The sequence below is a fragment of the Rhodocytophaga aerolata genome (genome assembly GCF_030503435.1).
Classification (GTDB): Bacteria; Bacteroidota; Bacteroidia; order Cytophagales; family 172606-1; genus Rhodocytophaga; species Rhodocytophaga aerolata.
The window spans coordinates 436,560-453,184 of the sequence record NZ_JAUKPO010000002.1 but is presented as its reverse complement, the minus strand read 5'-3'; the positions used below and the strand labels follow the sequence as shown (position 1 = coordinate 453,184).

Here is a 16,625-nt window from a genome sequence, read left to right as displayed (position 1 = left end):
ACCCATTTGCTGCTATTCTGGTTTTTGCCAGGGTACTTTTCCTGATTGTATAATATGGCTGCGCAAAGCTTTGGACAGTTCTTCGTACACGCTTCGTTCCCTACTTGCCAGATCTTGTTTCTCTAACGGATCTTCAGCCAAATTGTATAACTCCAGTGGACGGAACGGATGATTCTGCACTAGCTTCCAGTTGCCTCTGCGCACAGCATAGTAGTCTTGCCCGTTGTAATGCAGGGTTCCTTCCCGCCGCATCCAGAACAAATCGCGTGCTACAACTGAGTGTTTCCGGCCAGTTAATAGTGGCAATAACGATAGGCCATCTACCGGTTCTGGTACATTTACGCCTGCTGCCTCACAAACTGTCGGAAACAGATCCATAGTGAGAGCTACATGCGCTGTCTGCGATTGGGCAGCAATTTTACCAGGCCATACTGCACACATGGGTACCCGGATGCCACCCTCATACAAATCTTGTTTGTTACCCCGCCATGGGCCACAGTCAGCACCTGCAACTAATTCGCCACCATTGTCGCTGGTGAATACAAGTAATGTATGTTCATATTGTCCGTTGGCCTTCAGGGCCTCAATAATCTGGCCAATTCCTGCGTCCATATGTTCAATTAAGGCCACTAATTTTGCACGTTTTTCTGAGATACTTTTTTCACGTGCCTGTACTTTTGCCAGCCATGCTGCTGGTGGTTGCACAGGTACATGTGGTGCATTATACGCCAGATATAAGAAAAATGGTTGTGTATTCCCTTTCTGGCTAGCCAGATAGCTAACGGCCCACTGGGTAAATAAATCAGTAGCATGGCCTTCAGGCTGGATAGTTTTATCATTTAGCCGCATAAAATTTTTCCCATCCCGCAAGTGGGTCGTGTAGTCGTCCATCATATCTCCTAAGAAGCCATGGAAATAGTCGAACCCACGGGAAGTAGGCGTATTGGGTAATTCCAGACCTAAATGCCATTTGCCGATAATGGCTGTATGGTACCCATTTTGTTTTAGTATTAGAGGAAGCAGGCGTGTTTTGGTAGACAAATACCCCCAGCTATCTTCCGGATTGGTTCGGATAACACCTGGTACACCTACTAAATCTAGATACCGGCCAGTAAGAATAGAAGCCCGGGTAGGAGAACACACCGGAGAGTTGGCATAGAAGTTTTGAAACTTCATACCTGCTTGTAATAATGCATCGATATGCGGAGTATGTAAATCTTTTGCTCCATAGCCAGATAGGTCCGCCCATCCCAAATCATCTGCCAGAATAAAAACAATATTCGGCTTTTGCACAGCAGAATTTTTTGTTTGAGCATGCAGCGGCAAAGCAACAAAATGCAGGCACAGAAACCAGATCAAAAACAGAACACTTCTCACTATTAAATACAATACTTTAGACCAAAGTACTATATTTCCTATAGTAAATGCCAAAAAAGGAATTAATTATCAAAAAAAGAGTAAAAGTATTGAAGAATAACAGCTTTGGAAGCTTTTTTTGGAAATACCAGGAAGTCTACCGGTCCACCTCTCCCATTACTAAATCCAGAGAACCAATTATAGCTACCAGGTCGGCAATCATGGCACCGTGGCTTATTTCTGGCAGTACCGATAAATTATGAAAGCAGCAGGAACGGGCTTTGCAGCGGAAAGGAATATCGCTTCTGCCATCGGCCCGGAAGTAATAGCCCAGTTCACCTTTCGGGTTTTCGGCACGGATGTAGAAGTCCATAGCTTTCGGACGTATTTTCTTGGGAACCATGGCTTGCGGATCAAAGTCGCGGGTACGTTTTAAGTCCGTCTGCAGGCGTTGCAAGCATTGTTCAATTATTTTTACGGATTCATAACATTCCATTGCCCGCACATAATTCCGGTCCCAGCAATCTCCTAAAGCTCCCATTGCTCCGGTTCCTATCGGAATTTCAAATGCTAATTCGGGATAGACCGAGTAGCCATCCACTCTACGTAAATCCAGGCGCAGGCCGGAGCCTCTGAGCACCGGGCCAGAGCAGCCATAATTAATGGCTAATGGCAAGGGAAGTACACCTACATTGGCTGTCCGCTGAATAAAAATTTTGTTCTCAATAACTAATCTCTGTAACTCCAGCAGCTTAGGTTTCAGGTAGCGGATAAAATCTCCGCAGCGTTCTTCAAACCCTACCGGCAAGTCGTAAAACAAGCCGCCAACCCAGATGTAGTTGTAGAGCATACGGGCGCCACAGGTCCATTCCAGCAAACGCTGAATATGCTCCCGGTCTCGCATCATCCACAGAAAAGGCGTATAGGCACCTATATCCATGGCATAGGTACCAATGGCAACAAAATGAGAAGCCAGCCGGTTGAGTTCAGCTACCAGCACCCGTATATATTCTACCCGTTTTGGAATGTCTTTATCGATGCCCAGCATCCGCTCTACGCCCATAACATAGGCATGCTCATTGTTCATAGACGCCAGGTAATCCATGCGGTCTACATAGGGAATTACCTGATTATAGGGCATAGATTCAGCATGTTTCTCAAAGCAGCGGTGTAAATAGCCCAGGTGTGGTACTACATCTACTACCAGTTCACCATCGGTAATTACCTCTATCCGGAGTACGCCATGGGTAGAGGGATGCTGAGGCCCCAGGCTCAGAATCATCTCTTCCCGCTTCAAGTCTTCCGGACGGTATTTATTAGGCTCGGAAAGGCGGAAATTCTCTGGCTTATATTCGTACTGGATAGGTTTTATTGCCATAAGATTTGGGTCAGTTATTACTGGTTATTGGTCAGCAGTTTTTTGAATAAAGCAAGTATCGGTAAGACCTGTTAGGTTTTCAAAACCTAACAGGTCTGGGCGTTGAGCTTTTAAACTTCCTTCGAAAATTTAGGCTACTCCCCAATGGCTACTAACAAATACCCCTTGACCAATACCCGCAAAGTTAGAAATTCCTGGCTTTATGTGGGTATTCCAGTAACTGTTTCCATTGAGCAGTATTTCCGGGATTCTCGTATGTCTGGTTATATAATTCCACAAATTCCGGGTTATACTGATACACTTTTTCAATAACGGATTTATTAGGCATCAGCAGGTAAGGATAGGCCAGAACATAATACCCAAATAAAAACACCGCTAGAGCCTTGAATAACGTATGCTTGTAGAAAAACAATAGTATGGCTGTTAGTAAAATCAGAACCGGGATATTGTAAATGATTCCGGCTACTGCCTGATGTTGCGACATACCAAGAAATAAAAGCAGGGCATAGCCGCTAAGTAGACACGTACAAATAAACAACAAAAAATACCGGACCGTTTTGTGAATAATTAACTGGCGGCTATACCAGACAAAAGTCAGGAGTGCCAGCAGCAAACAATAAACATCACTCCAGCGGCCTAGCGGCAAAGGCCAATGCATAATCTTAAACAAAGCCGCTACCAGCAATGAAACATAACAGGCAATACTCATAAAAAGCAGCAGAACCTGTAAACTTTTTTTGTTATCTGGCTTATAGTACGGCCAGGTGTAGGAAGTAAATAAGATGCTTAAACAGAATAAAGAGATAATAATCAGCATATTTCCCAGGCTGTTAATTAATAGGAATCTGGCTATAAATCCCAGTACCAGCATAAAGATTAGAATAAGTTCCAGACTTGTTCTGTGCCGCTGAATAATAGGCAGGATAAATTTGATTTGGGTGTTACCCTGCTTGATAAAAAAGTAGATACTAAAGAAAACAGGCAAAAAGATGAGGATACCCAGTGAGCTAACCATCATGAGATCAGCTCCTTTAAAGTGATTGAGTTTGAATATAAATCCTAGCAGCAGTAAGAATACTACAAACAGCCCGGCTGAAAATACCAGCTTCTGCTTCCAGCTTTTATTGTCGAAAGTAAAATACCAGCGGATGTTGGAGTAAAAGTAAAGAACTACCAGCAGAGCAGTGGCTCCTAAAATGATAGGCGTAGCAAATGGCATGGCAAACATAGTCAGTACAAAGCCAAAGCCAAGCAGGGCAAGGGCCGTGTAAGCAACAATCTGAAGAGAACTTAACTTGTTATTTAGTAACTCTTGGGTCCGTTCCTGTGTCATTTTAAGTTCGTTAGGAGTTAGGGTGTTTAATACTTGTTGGAATGCCTTATTAAAATCCGGCTCATGTAATAATTCGTTTTCCACGGCTGTGCAAAGAAAATCTACCAGATCTTCTTCCAGACCGGGAAGTTTTATGCCTTGCCGCTGAACCTCCCTTCGGATAATATCGGTTTGTTCTTTGTTCAGATAGATCATACCAGAAACAACGATTGTAAGCCAGGTTTAAAGTCCATCAGTTTGCTAATGGTGCCTAAGAAGTCCGTTAGTTCCTCTATTTTCTCTTTAGCCGCAGAACTGCCATCCGGAGTCAGCGAATAGTAAATCCGCACCCGTTCTCCCATAGCTACCTTCTCAATGGTAAGAGATCCTTCGTCTCTCAACTTATGCAGCACTGGATAAATAGCCGCAACGGCCATGTCTATTTTTCCATCCGATATTTCCTTAATAGCCTGAATTATTTCATAGCCATACATCCGCTTATGCTCCGACAATAACTTTAAGATAATAGTCTTCAGCATGCCTTTTAGTAGTTCTGGTGAGTGCATATGTGCTAATACTTAATATATATGATAAATATATATAAGATTAATATATATAGCAATGATAGGCATAAGAAAATTTTTGTAAGAAAAAGGATAAACTCATTTTATAGTCAATTATTCGGCTTCTGTTAGCCTGATTACTAAACACAACAGATGCTCGAATCTTTGCCTGGAGAAGCAGTTTTACATTAGATGTATAGGAAAAAATAGAAAATTTGGCTTATTTTGAGATTACCTTACGAAATATATCGCTACTGCAATGCAGCAAGTGATTATTTTATTAACTAACTAAACCTACACTAGTGAAACGAAGAGATTTTATACAACTCACCGGGCTCGGTCTGGGGGCATTGACCATGCCTGTTCCGCTATTTGGCCAGTCAGTAGATCCGCTGCAACTCCTGGCAACCGGCATGGAAGTAGCTCAGAAAAAACAGCTAGCCGATGTGGCCCTGCAAGCTGCTAAGAGCAATGGAGCCACCTACGCCGACATTCGCATAGGTCGCTATCTGAACCAGTATATTTATACCAGAGAAAGCCAGGTGCAGAATATTGTCAATGCTGAGTCCTTTGGGGCCGGCATACGGGTAATTGCCAACGGAACCTGGGGCTTTGCCTCTACAAACGATGTAACCCCGGAAGGCATTGCCAAAGCTACAAACCAGGCCCTGGCCATCGCCAAAGCTAATTCCCGTTTGCAGAAAGAACCAGTACAACTGGTGCCTGCCAAAGGTTATGGCGAAGTAAGCTGGAAAACACCTATCGAGCGAAATGCCTTTGAAGTGCCGGTATCTGAAAAGGTAGATTTGCTGCTTTCAGCCAATGCCGCGGCTATTCAGAACGGGGCTCAATTTGTCAATTCAGCTTTGTTCTTTGTAAACGAACAAAAATACTTTGCCTCTACCGACGGCTCTTATATTGACCAGGATATTCACCGGGTATGGCCAACTTTTACGGTAACGGCTACAGATCCTGCTACCGGCAAGTTTAAAACACGCGATGCTTTAAGTTCGCCCATGGGTATGGGTTATGAATACCTCACTGGCAATGGAGCCGGAAAAATTGCCGGTCCGCAAGGCACAGAACTGGCTTTGTACAAAAATTCATACGATATAAAAGAAGATGCCATAGCCGCTGCCAAACAGGCAAAAGCTAAGTTAAAAGCTAAATCCGTTGACCCTGGCAAATACACCCTGGTACTGGAACCAAATCACCTGGGCCTCACCATACACGAATCGGTAGGTCACCCGACTGAACTGGACAGGGTTCTGGGCTACGAAGCCAATTATGCGGGTACTTCTTTTGCCACGTTGGATAAATGGCAAACCAAAAAGTTCAACTATGGCAGCAAACAAGTAACCATATTTGCCGACAAAACACAGCCAGGTTCCCTGGGGGCTGTAGGCTGGGACGACGAAGGCGTAAAAACCAAACGCTGGGATATTATAAAAGATGGAGTGCTGGTCAACTACCAGGCCATCCGCGACCAGGCTAAAATCATTGGCGAAACCGAATCGCATGGCTGTTGCTATGCTGATAGCTGGAGTTCCGTACAATTTCAGCGCATGCCAAATGTCTCCCTCGCCCCCGGTAAAGCAAAACTCAATGTGAATGATATGATTAAGGACGTAGACCGGGGTATTTACATTGCCGGCCGGGGTTCCTACTCCATCGATCAGCAGCGGTACAACTTCCAGTTTGGAGGGCAATTATTCTATGAGATTAAAGGAGGCAAAATAGTGGGTATGCTCGACGATGTAGCCTACCAGGCCAACACCCAGGAATTCTGGAACTCCTGCTCTAAAATATGCGACGAAAGCGACTACCGCATGTTTGGTTCGTTCTTCGATGGCAAAGGGCAGCCTTCTCAGATCAGTGCTGTATCGCATGGCTCATCTACGGCCCGCTTCGACGGAGTAAATGTAATCAACACCGCCCGTAAGATTTAGCAGAAGGCAGAGACTAGAAAGCAGACAAGTGCACGAACTTGTAATTTCCGCTTTCTGATCATCTCATTTACAAATTTTCATATTTTCTAATTTGCAAATTCATACCATGGCTATATTAACTAAAGAAGAAGCCCGCCAGATACTAGAAAAAGTACTGAGCTTTTCTAAAGCAGACGAGTGTACCGTAAGCCTGACCGGCACGCAAGGTGGCAACATCCGGTATGCCCGCAATGAGGTTTCTACCAGTGGCGAAGAAACCAACCGGAACCTAACCATCCTTTCCAGTTTCGGCAAACGCAGCGGCACCGCTTCCATCAACGAATTCGATGATGCATCGCTGGAAAAAGTAGTACGTCGGGCAGAGGAGTTAGCTAAACTGGCTCCTGAAAATCCGGAATTTGTCAGTATTCTGGGTCCACAGCAATATGCAGAGTCAGCCGCCTTTTTTGACAGCACAGCGAATATCAACCCAGAATTCCGGGCGAAAGTAGCGGAAAATAGTATTGTGCCAGCTACCCAGAAAGACGTTACCGCTGCTGGTTTCTTACAACATTCGTCTGGATTTGATTCTATGATGAATTCCAAAAAACTGTTTGCGTATCAGAAAAACAGCAACGTAGATTTTACGGTCACTATGCGTACAAGCGATGGGCAAGGTTCCGGCTGGGCCTCCCGCGACTTCAACGATGCCTCTAAACTCAATGCAGCGGAAGCTTCTGAAATAGCTATTCAAAAGGCCGTAAATTCACGGGCAGCCAAAGCCATTGAACCCGGGAAATATACCGTTATTTTAGAGCCTGCTGCTGCTGTTACCCTTATCGACAATATGATGTCGAACTTTAATGCCCGGACAGCCGATGAAGGCCGCAGTTTTTTATCTAAACCTGGCGGAAAGAATAAACTGAATGAGAAAATTGTAGACGAACGGGTAACTATTTACACCGATCCTATGGATCCAAATCTCCCTGGCTCTACCTGGACGAATGAAGGCCTACCCCGTACCCGAACCGAATGGATAAAAAATGGCGTCGTACAAAAATTATATTACGACCGTTTCTGGGCCAGCCAGAAGGGGGCTGAGGCCGTGGCTCCGCCAAACAACATTATTATGCAGGGAGGAACAGGAAGCCTGGAAGATTTGATTAAAGGCACTGAAAGAGGCGTATTAGTTACCCGGCTGTGGTATATCCGTGCGGTAGATCCGCAGACACTGCTTTATACTGGCCTTACCCGCGATGGAACCTTCTATATTGAAAACGGACAAATTAAATATCCGGTAAAAAACTTCCGCTTCAACGAGAGCCCGGTGATTATGCTTAATAACCTGGATGCCTTAGGCAAGCCTCAGCGGGTAGAGGGTAACCTGATACCCCCGATGCGTATCCGGGACTTCACCTTCACCAGCCTGTCCGATGCCGTGTAATACCAGGAAGAGTTAAGATAAATGCAGTTTCATGCAGAAGTTGATAACAGCTTCTGCCAAAGCCGCCTTACACTAGCTGAGGTACCAGGAGCAGGTTTGTGCGGATTATAATAGGGTGGTGCTACAGAAGCAGGGCTGTCCGGACCTGGATGACAAAAGCTATCTATATACGCTACAATTTGATTACCTGGCTTAAAATAATTTTAACAATTATTTGGTAAATAAGTGGTTGCTTGACAACACAAGCTATGGAGCTAAACAAGGCCTTTTTCTTTACACGGTTGCAATACACATCTGGCGACTGGAATACCGACCAGCGGATGCCTTCTAATTTGCTCAACTCGCTGATTGAATACACCACTATACCCGTAGATACCAAGGAAAAGATTATTCCTCTGTCGGATAAAGCTTTATTTTCTTCGCCTTTCTGTTATTTAAGCGGCCATAAGCTGGTGGAGTTTACAAAAGCAGAAAAAGAAAACTTTAAGGCCTATGTGGAAAGAGGCGGATTTGTATTTGTAGACGATTGTAACCATGATATTGATGGGCTGTTTGCTAAGTCATTTGAAAGCCAGATGGAGGAATTATTTGGGGCCGGTACCTTGAAAAAAATACCTAATAACCATGCCTTGTATTCGTCCTTCTTTGAGTTTGAAGACGGTCCGCCTACCACCAGTGTCGAGTTAAATGGCTGGGGCGACGACCTGGTGCATGATTACCTGAAGGCGATTCTGATTAATGGAAAAATTGGGGTCTTGTACAGCAACAAAGATTATGGCTGCGAGTGGGACTACGACTTCCGCAACAAACGATGGTTAGCCAAAGACAACACCCGCTTCGGCGTAAACATCGTATTGCATGCGTTAATGAGGTGATTGATGTGTGGATATGCTGACCATAGAGTTACCCAGATCAAAAATGCCTTTTAGAATAATTCCTCTTAATCTTAAAATGATATAAGTATAAGAACAACTAAAAATGTGAAACAAGGGTTGGAATTGGAAAAGAGGCAATATGTACATTAACCCTTAAATTCCCTAATGGGGACTTTATTAGAAGTTCCCTTAGGGGATTTAGGGTATCTTTCATTTCTTGATTCACTTTATAAAGAACTAATAAAAAAGCATAGCTCATTTTCAAATTTCCAAATTCTCCCATTTTCAAATTCATCATCCCCTTTTGAACCCGACACATCCCATACAAGAATTGCAGCAGAAGCTGACACTGCTGAAACAGGAAATTGCCAAAGCCGTAATAGGGCAGAACGAAACCGTAGATCAACTATTGATCGCCTTACTAGCCGGAGGCCATGCCTTATTGGAAGGTGTTCCCGGCCTGGGAAAAACGTTACTTATCCGTTCGGTAGCCGAGGCTTTGGATCTGAAATTCCGCCGCATCCAGTTCACCCCCGACCTCATGCCATCCGATATCATAGGTACAGCTATTCTGCAAGACGATCCTTCCGGGCAGCGGCAGTTCAGGTTTATTCAGGGACCTTTATTTGCCAATATTATTCTGGCAGATGAAATTAACCGGACACCTCCTAAAACACAGTCGGCGTTGCTGGAGGCGATGCAGGAAAAATCAGTAACCTATACCGGAGAAACCTATAAAATGGAAGCTCCCTACTTTATTCTGGCTACGCAGAATCCGCTGGAGCAAGCTGGTACCTTTCCTTTACCTGAAGCGCAGCTCGACCGTTTTCTGCTGTATATCCGCATGGAATATCCGGAAGCAGCCGATGAACTGGAAGTACTCCGCCAGACTACGGGCAGCCATCAGGCAAAACTGCAATCCGTACTTAGCCGGCAGGAAGTACTGGATTTGCAACACTGGACACGCGAAGTAAGTATTCATGAAGATATATTACTATGGATTAATCGGCTGGTAAGAGCTACAAGGCCCGGGCCGGAAAGTCCGGAGCAGATCAAAGAATTTGTACAGTGGGGAGCAGGTACACGTGCCGGACAAGCATTAGTAGTTTGTGCTAAGGCCCGGGCGCTACTGGCCGGACGGTATGCGGTTACGCCAGAAGATATAGAAGTACTGGCCAAACCTGTGCTACGGCACCGGATATTGCTCAATTTTAAAGCCGAAGCAGATGGTGTGCAAACAGACGAGGTAATTAATACCCTGCTCACGAAAGTGAAAATAACTATAAGTAAAGTTGCCAGATAATGTTGTGAGTTACCCTATGTCCGATAAGAAGAGGTATACGACACCTGCCCAATGGTTTAACCCAGAGGAATTGCAAAGCTTAAAAGGACTGGAGTGGCTGGCCCGCAAGCTGGCGCATGAAACGCTATCAGGCTTACATTCCGGAAAACAGCTGGGCCAGGGCACAGACTTTAGCCAGTACCGGTCTTACATGCCGGGTGACGATCTTCGCCGGGTTGACTGGAAACTATATGGCCGCACCGATCGCCTGTATGTAAAGGAGTCAGAATTAGAGAGCCGTACCCGTTGGTATGGTATTCTGGATGCCAGTGCCAGTATGCAGTATGAAGAAAGTAATATCAGTAAGTGGCAATATGCCAAGATATTATGGGCAGCTATTACGTATATAGCCCGTCAGCAAGGCGATACAGATGGGATAGTGTTAGTAAATGATAAACAGGTAGAACACCTGCCGCCAAAACCAGGAGCCGAACAAGCCCGGATGCAGTTGTTATATGAGGCGAAAGTAGCAGGTGTGTGGCCGTCAACTATTACGTTGCCCGCTCTGCAAGCAGGTTTCCGTAATAAATTTATCCTTATTACAGATCTGTATGAGCAGGCTAATGAACTGGGGAGCTTTATCCGCAGCTTGTTGCCTGCAAAAAACCAGGTGGTAGTTTTTCATCTGATGGGGCGGCAGGAGATGGAACTGGATTTTAAAGAGACTACTATTTTTGAAGATGCTGAAACAGGCAGGCAAATAGAAACGGACACGGCAAAAATAAGGGAAGCCTACCAGACTAACGTTGCCAGTTATCTTCAGCAGTGCCGGAATCAGGTACTGGGCTGGCATGCGGAATATCATCTATGTCAGATGCCTAAGTCCCCAGTGAATGAGTTGCGGTTGTTTCTGAGAAACCAGGTGAAGGGGTGAGTTAATCAGCAGATGTACTTTTAGTCCAATACATCTAGGAAGAATGGATATAAATCAGAGACATAGAAGTATATTAAAAAACAACATTCCATGCGCGTAGGCCCGAAAAAATAGTGGGGTGTGGTAAATAGAATCAGAAACCTGTTAGGTTTTGAAAACCTAACAGGTTTGAGTTTACCAATAAGTAAGAAAAAGACTATAATTTTCAAATTTCCTAATGTGGCAAATTAATCATCCGGCTTATTGGTGGGCTTTGCTGGCAATGGCTGTACCCATAGTTATTCATTTGTACAACCGGCGGCGTACCCAGGTAAAGCTGATGGGTAGCCTGCGGTGGGTAGAGGAAGTGCAGACAGCCCAATGGAATTTCCGGCGCGTCCACCTGTGGCCTTTGCTGCTGATTCGCTTATTGCTGCTGACAGTTGTGGTATTACTACTGGTAGATCTTTATAAAAAAGATACGTCCGGCAAAGCAGAGAGGCTCCATGCGTTACTATTAATTCATCCGGAAGCAGGAGATACCAGCCAGTACCGCCAACTGGCTGCCGGTTGGCAGAACGACTCAGTGCATGTACACTGGCTCGCATCTGGGTTTCCGGCGGCTACAAACCCAATTACAGAAGATAGTAAGGATATCTGGTCATTGGTAGCAGAAGCAGATTTGCGTTTCCCGGCAGATAGTATACACATGATTGCACCAAACCAACAGCACTATTTCAAGGGTACACCACCCCGGATTAGGGCTGCCCTGTCATGGGAACTAACCGACATGCAAAATGATTCTCTCCAGTTGGTTTGGGCAGGCGAAACAAATACTGACCCGGAATTGCTGTGGTTTCATACACAAGCACAGGAGTCGGTTTATCAGGTGCAGAAAGGATTACATGATTCTTCGCCTGGGCAAATACAAACAGCATATTCAGCAGACAAAAAATATATAGAGGTAAAGAAAGGCGCTGCCAGGTACCGGGTGCCCCTTTCAACACCAGATACGTTGACTATTGCTGCTGTTGTGAATGAGGATACAAAGGAAGAAGGATATTTATTTCAAAAAGCTGTACAAGCCGTAGCCCAGTACCAGAAAGTACCAGTGAAATTTATAGAAGAAAACACTGCAGCCACCGACTGGGTAGTGTTGTTTGATACTACCACCGCCCTTACATCCGGATTAACTAAGCTGATGTGGGTATATGAACCAGGAAAAAGTATAGATTGGCTGGAAAAGGCCGGAAAAAACAAGCTGGTAATCCGTAAAGAACTAACCACTGCCAACATACTGGAAGGAGGGTTTCTGGAGGCCCTGCGTCCCTATATTTCGGAATTCAAATATAAACAAGCTGCCACCCCCCACGCCGATTTCCGCAAGATAGATCTGGCAGGCAACCAGGAGGGGGAGAAGGAGCAAATAACCTCCTTCCCGGAATCTGTGCAACAGAAGGCTGGGAGAGAACGGGTTTGGCTTGGTTTATTTTTATTACTTATAATAACCCTGGAAAGACTATGGCCGAAAAAACTGGGATAGAAGAACAGGCACTTAGCATCTGGCAAAACTTAAACCGGCAATATCAGGCAGGGTATCTTATAAAGATGGTGCTGAGTATTGCCATACTTTGGCTAATCTTCGCTATAATGAGTAAGGTGTTTGCTGTGCCGTACCGCTATCTGTTACCTATATTCGGAATAGTAGCTGGTATAGTATGGTGGCAGGGTAGAAAATTCTGGCAACTGCCTGCAAATGGTCTGACGAATTACCTCAATCATCATTACCCATGGCTGGAATTCAGCACTGCCCTAATTCCGCTTGCGACAGAGCACCCGCTGCAACAGCTGCAGCGGCAACGGATTCTACACAAACTGGTAGAGCGGAAAAAAGAAGTAAAAGCATGGCCAGACCTAAAAGTAATTCTACTCACGTTTGTTGGTGTATGGGCACTCTATGCAGTAACTCAGTTCGTGAAGTTTAACTCCCATTCTTCCCAGCCTGCCCAATCAATAGCCAGAACGGCCTTACCTGTGCTACCGGAGACTGTAGGAACGACTCTCCCAAAAATCACCGGTATACAAATAGAAGTAAAACCTCCGGCCTATACCAGACAGGCTTCGTTTTTTGCCAGAGAGCTTTCACTAGAAGCTCCGGAAGGGTCAGCTATATTCTGGAAATGTCAATTATCTGCTTCCGCAAGCAGGTTACAGGTACTATGGAATGGCAAAGATACCACTACTGTACAACCCTCGGCAGATGGATTATACCAATGGCAGACAACTAGTAAAACCTCCCTGTTTTACCAGATTCGCTATGGAGTTGATGACCAGTGGTATACGAGTCCGGTATATACACTAGTAGCTAAAGATGACCAGCCGCCGCAGATTACCGTGCAGGCACCTGAGCCCTATACCTTTGTGCTGTACGGACAGCAGCCACAGGTACAGGTATCCGTGCAGTTGAGTGATGACTATGGCCTGCAAGGAGCACATATAGTGGCTACGGTAAGCCGGGGAAGTGGAGAATCGGTGAAGTTCCGCGAAGAGAAGCTGAGTTTTGGCAAACCTATAGCCGGAAACAAAGAAGCACGCCTGCAAAAATTGCTTGCCTTTGCTACGCTGAAAATGGAGCCGGGCGATGAACTATATTTTTATGCTGAAGCCTGGGATGGCGCAATCCCACCGCAGAAAACACGTACTGATACCTATTTTGTGCAATGGGAAGATACCACTTCTCAAAAACTATCGGTTATGGCCGGAATCTCGTTAGACAATATGCCTGCCTATTTCCGCAGCCAGCGGCAGATTATAATTGATACAGAAAAATTACTTAAAGAGCAAAAAGGCCTGAGTAAGGAAGTATTTAAAGAACGGTCTAAAAACTTGGGAATAGATCAGAAAGTGTTACGGCTGCGCTATGGACAGTTTTTAGGCGAAGAGTTTGAGACAGGCGGCGGACCTTCCCAAGAAGATATACATACGCATGAAGAAGGCGAAGAGCATGAACAGGAAGAAGCAGAACAACCTCTGGAAGATCTGCACCACCACAAGGAACAAACGGCGCCTACGGTATTTGGGGATGCCGGAGATATGCTGAACGAGTACTCACACCGGCACGATGCAGAAGAAGCCGCTACCTTGTTTGACGATGCCCTGAAAGCACAACTAAAAGCCGCTTTAGCACAGATGTGGGAAGCTGAACTCCGCCTGCGTACGTTACGGCCTAAAGAAGCCTTGCTCTATGAGTATAAGGCGTTGGAACTGATAAAGGCCATTCAGCAGAAGAGCCGGGTATATGTAGAACGGGTAGGCTTTGATCCTCCGCCTCTAAAACCCGCCGAAAAACGCCTGACCGGAGAGTTAAATGAAATTACCAGTCCGAAAAGAGTGCTGGAGACGAAAGATCAACCGGTTACTTATCCGGCAATGCGGGAAGCAATAAGCCTTCTGGAAAAGCTAAAGCATCAAGGGAATAATAAGCTGACGTCCGGTGAAGTCCGCGCATTAGAAAAGGCAGGAGCCGAGCTAGGCAACCTTATTTTAGAGCAGCCTGGCATACCAGTTCGTTTAGTAAACACCCTTAGAGAGATAGTTGCCGGACAAAAATTGCCTTCCAGCCAGATAGCAGAATTGCAGAAAAGATTGGTGCAGGTACTCCCAAAGGAACCAGTTAAGCCAGGAGCGGAGCAGACGCATACCGAACCAGAGTTAGATATTTTTGTACAGGAGTTGAGTAAAAAATGATGCAGTGGAGCCAGTTAGGCGTAGCCGAAACCCTTAGTATCGCCGCCCTTGCCGGGGCTATCTGGGCTACCTATGTATTCGTAGTATTCCGCCGCCATTCGTTGCCCGAAGCAGGCATTAGGAGTGCATTACTGGCTATGGCTTTGTGTTGCCTGTGTTTAATCATTTATCAACCTCAATATAGTGTATCCAAACCCGGAGGAAAAGCATTGCTGCTAACTCAGTCTATGCCTAAGATTCCGGATTCTTTGCCGGTATTTGCCTTGCCGGATGTAAAAACTACGGCCAATGTACAGGAAGTACCAGACCTGGGATTTATTGAACGGAACCATCCGGAGATACAGGAAATCTATGTTGCCGGATATACCCTGGAACCGGCACAAGCAAAAAACCTGCAACGGTTAAAGGTTCATTTTCTGGAAGAAGAGGCTCCAGAGGGATTTAACTGGCTTAGCTATAGCCGGCGGATTAAGCAAGGGGAAGAATTCCTGGTTAGCGGCACGTATCGCCATACAACTGCTGACACAGTAAAATTGGGTTTATCTACCATAGAAGGCTTGCAAGATTCTGTACGTCTGGTGTCTGGTGAAAGCCGGTTTTCATTGCAGGCACAAACACAGCTAGCGGGAAACTATATGGCTGCTTTACATATCCGTACCAACGACAGTGTCCGTACAGAATTTCTGCCCTATACTGTAGAAGAAAAAAGGCCGCTGCACGTGCTACTATTGCAGGGCTTTCCCTCCTTCGAACTGAACTACCTGAAAGACTGGATAGGCCAGGCAAAACATCACATTCAAATGAGGGCACGCATCAGCCGGGATAAATATGCTACTCAGACTATCAATATAAATCAAGATTCCGGACCAAAACCGCCCTTGTCTGCAGAGAACCTGGCGGATATGGATTTGCTGATTTGTGATGCAGAAAGTTTGCGCCAGCTTTCGGCAGCGGAAAATAAACGCATACAACAAGCAGTCGCCAATGGCCTTGGCTTACTGGTACTGGCAGATGAAGCATGGCTGAAAAATCCTCAAATTAATAGCCAAACGTTTCCCATTTCACCATCTACGCTGCTTTCCTTTGCACCCAGGCAGGAGCCGCAGGCAGCACAAGGAAAAGCGATGGCAGACAAACTTCCGGCGACTTTTGCAGCAAACTCACTGCTTATTCCGGTAGCCTACAGCAGAGAAGGTGAAATTATTGCAGCCTACAGGCCGGATGGAAAAGGAAGGGTAGGAGCTATGTTAGTTACGGCTACGTTTCCCTGGCTTCTGCAAGGAGAAACAGCTGTCTACAACCGCTTATGGACCGATATACTTGAGTCTTTCAGCCGCCGCCAGTATGGCCGGGAAATACACTTAGCTGAATTTCCTTTTATAGTAAAAGATTTTCCGGCGCATTTCCATAGTACAGATACCGTGCGTGCTCCAGCTATTATTCAATATGCTTCTGGCTTGCAACAACACGCCATGCCCAAAGGAGGCTTACCGCTTACAGGTAAAACTTCCTACCAGTTTATACCTGTGGAAGAAGGATGGCTGCAAATTAATTATGGAGAGGATACAACGTCTGTACATCAGGTTTATGTGTTGCCTGCCCATGCCTGGGCAGATTTAAGGCAGGCTACCTGGTGGCGGCAGAATCAACAAAACCTATCCGTTGAGGCCCCGGATAAAACCTATGCGTATCCTGCCTGGGAAGACATTCCGCTTCTCTGGTTCTTTTTGCCGCTTGTGGCTTCTCTGAGCTTATTATGGTGGCGGGAGAAAGCGTAAACTTGAATCTGTTAGGGTTGAAACAAGAATTGCTGCAAACCAACTTCAA

12 protein-coding genes are annotated in these 16,625 nt (G+C 45.5%); 8 read left to right on the top strand and 4 right to left on the bottom strand.

The window, feature by feature from the left end; translation table 11 throughout:
* Nucleotides 1-12 precede the first annotated feature (12 nt).
* The 4 genes from Q0590_RS06315 to Q0590_RS06300 form a co-directional block, all read right to left on the bottom strand.
* Nucleotides 13-1,293, bottom strand: coding sequence for a sulfatase-like hydrolase/transferase (locus tag Q0590_RS06315; RefSeq protein WP_302036653.1), 1,281 nt, complete (start codon nt 1,291-1,293; stop codon nt 13-15).
* Nucleotides 1,294-1,513: 220 nt separating this feature from the next.
* Entirely contained in the window at nt 1,514-2,734 is a 1,221-nt protein-coding gene (locus tag Q0590_RS06310) for an NADH-quinone oxidoreductase subunit D (RefSeq protein ID WP_302036652.1), read from the bottom strand.
* Nucleotides 2,735-2,918: 184 nt separating this feature from the next.
* The gene (locus tag Q0590_RS06305; protein WP_302036651.1) at nt 2,919-4,262 is read right to left on the bottom strand and encodes a hypothetical protein; all 1,344 of its coding nucleotides are present in this window, start codon (nt 4,260-4,262) and stop codon (nt 2,919-2,921) included.
* Nucleotides 4,259-4,612, bottom strand: coding sequence for a PadR family transcriptional regulator (locus Q0590_RS06300; protein WP_302036650.1), 354 nt, complete (start codon nt 4,610-4,612; stop codon nt 4,259-4,261). Before Q0590_RS06300 ends, Q0590_RS06305 begins: the two co-directional genes overlap by 4 nt.
* 299 nt (nt 4,613-4,911) lie before the next feature.
* Between Q0590_RS06300 and Q0590_RS06295 the strand changes: the two genes are divergently transcribed.
* The 8 genes from Q0590_RS06295 to Q0590_RS06260 all read left to right on the top strand — a co-directional run bounded on the left by Q0590_RS06295 (nt 4,912) and on the right by Q0590_RS06260 (nt 16,576).
* Nucleotides 4,912-6,558: a TldD/PmbA family protein gene (locus Q0590_RS06295; protein WP_302036649.1), complete on the top strand. Its 1,647-nt coding sequence runs from the start codon at nt 4,912-4,914 to the stop codon at nt 6,556-6,558.
* A 106-nt stretch (nt 6,559-6,664) separates the two neighbouring features.
* Nucleotides 6,665-7,981, top strand: a complete 1,317-nt coding sequence (locus tag Q0590_RS06290) for a TldD/PmbA family protein (RefSeq protein ID WP_302036648.1) — start codon at nt 6,665-6,667, stop codon at nt 7,979-7,981.
* Between the two features lie 248 nt (nt 7,982-8,229).
* Nucleotides 8,230-8,856, top strand: a complete 627-nt coding sequence (locus tag Q0590_RS06285) for a DUF4159 domain-containing protein (RefSeq protein WP_302036647.1) — start codon at nt 8,230-8,232, stop codon at nt 8,854-8,856.
* A gap of 304 nt (nt 8,857-9,160) precedes the next feature.
* Nucleotides 9,161-10,159, top strand: coding sequence for an AAA family ATPase (locus Q0590_RS06280; protein ID WP_302036646.1), 999 nt, complete (start codon nt 9,161-9,163; stop codon nt 10,157-10,159).
* Between the two features lie 16 nt (nt 10,160-10,175).
* Entirely contained in the window at nt 10,176-11,072 is an 897-nt protein-coding gene (locus tag Q0590_RS06275; protein ID WP_302036645.1) for a DUF58 domain-containing protein, read from the top strand.
* Between the two features lie 217 nt (nt 11,073-11,289).
* Nucleotides 11,290-12,594 (top strand): BatA domain-containing protein, encoded by a 1,305-nt coding sequence (locus Q0590_RS06270; protein ID WP_302036644.1) that lies wholly within the window; start codon nt 11,290-11,292, stop codon nt 12,592-12,594.
* Nucleotides 12,573-14,798: a hypothetical protein gene (locus tag Q0590_RS06265; RefSeq protein WP_302036643.1), complete on the top strand. Its 2,226-nt coding sequence runs from the start codon at nt 12,573-12,575 to the stop codon at nt 14,796-14,798. The genes Q0590_RS06270 and Q0590_RS06265 overlap by 22 nt, the downstream gene beginning before the upstream one ends.
* Nucleotides 14,795-16,576 (top strand): hypothetical protein, encoded by a 1,782-nt coding sequence (locus Q0590_RS06260; protein WP_302036642.1) that lies wholly within the window; start codon nt 14,795-14,797, stop codon nt 16,574-16,576. The genes Q0590_RS06265 and Q0590_RS06260 overlap by 4 nt, the downstream gene beginning before the upstream one ends.
* Nucleotides 16,577-16,625 lie beyond the last annotated feature (49 nt).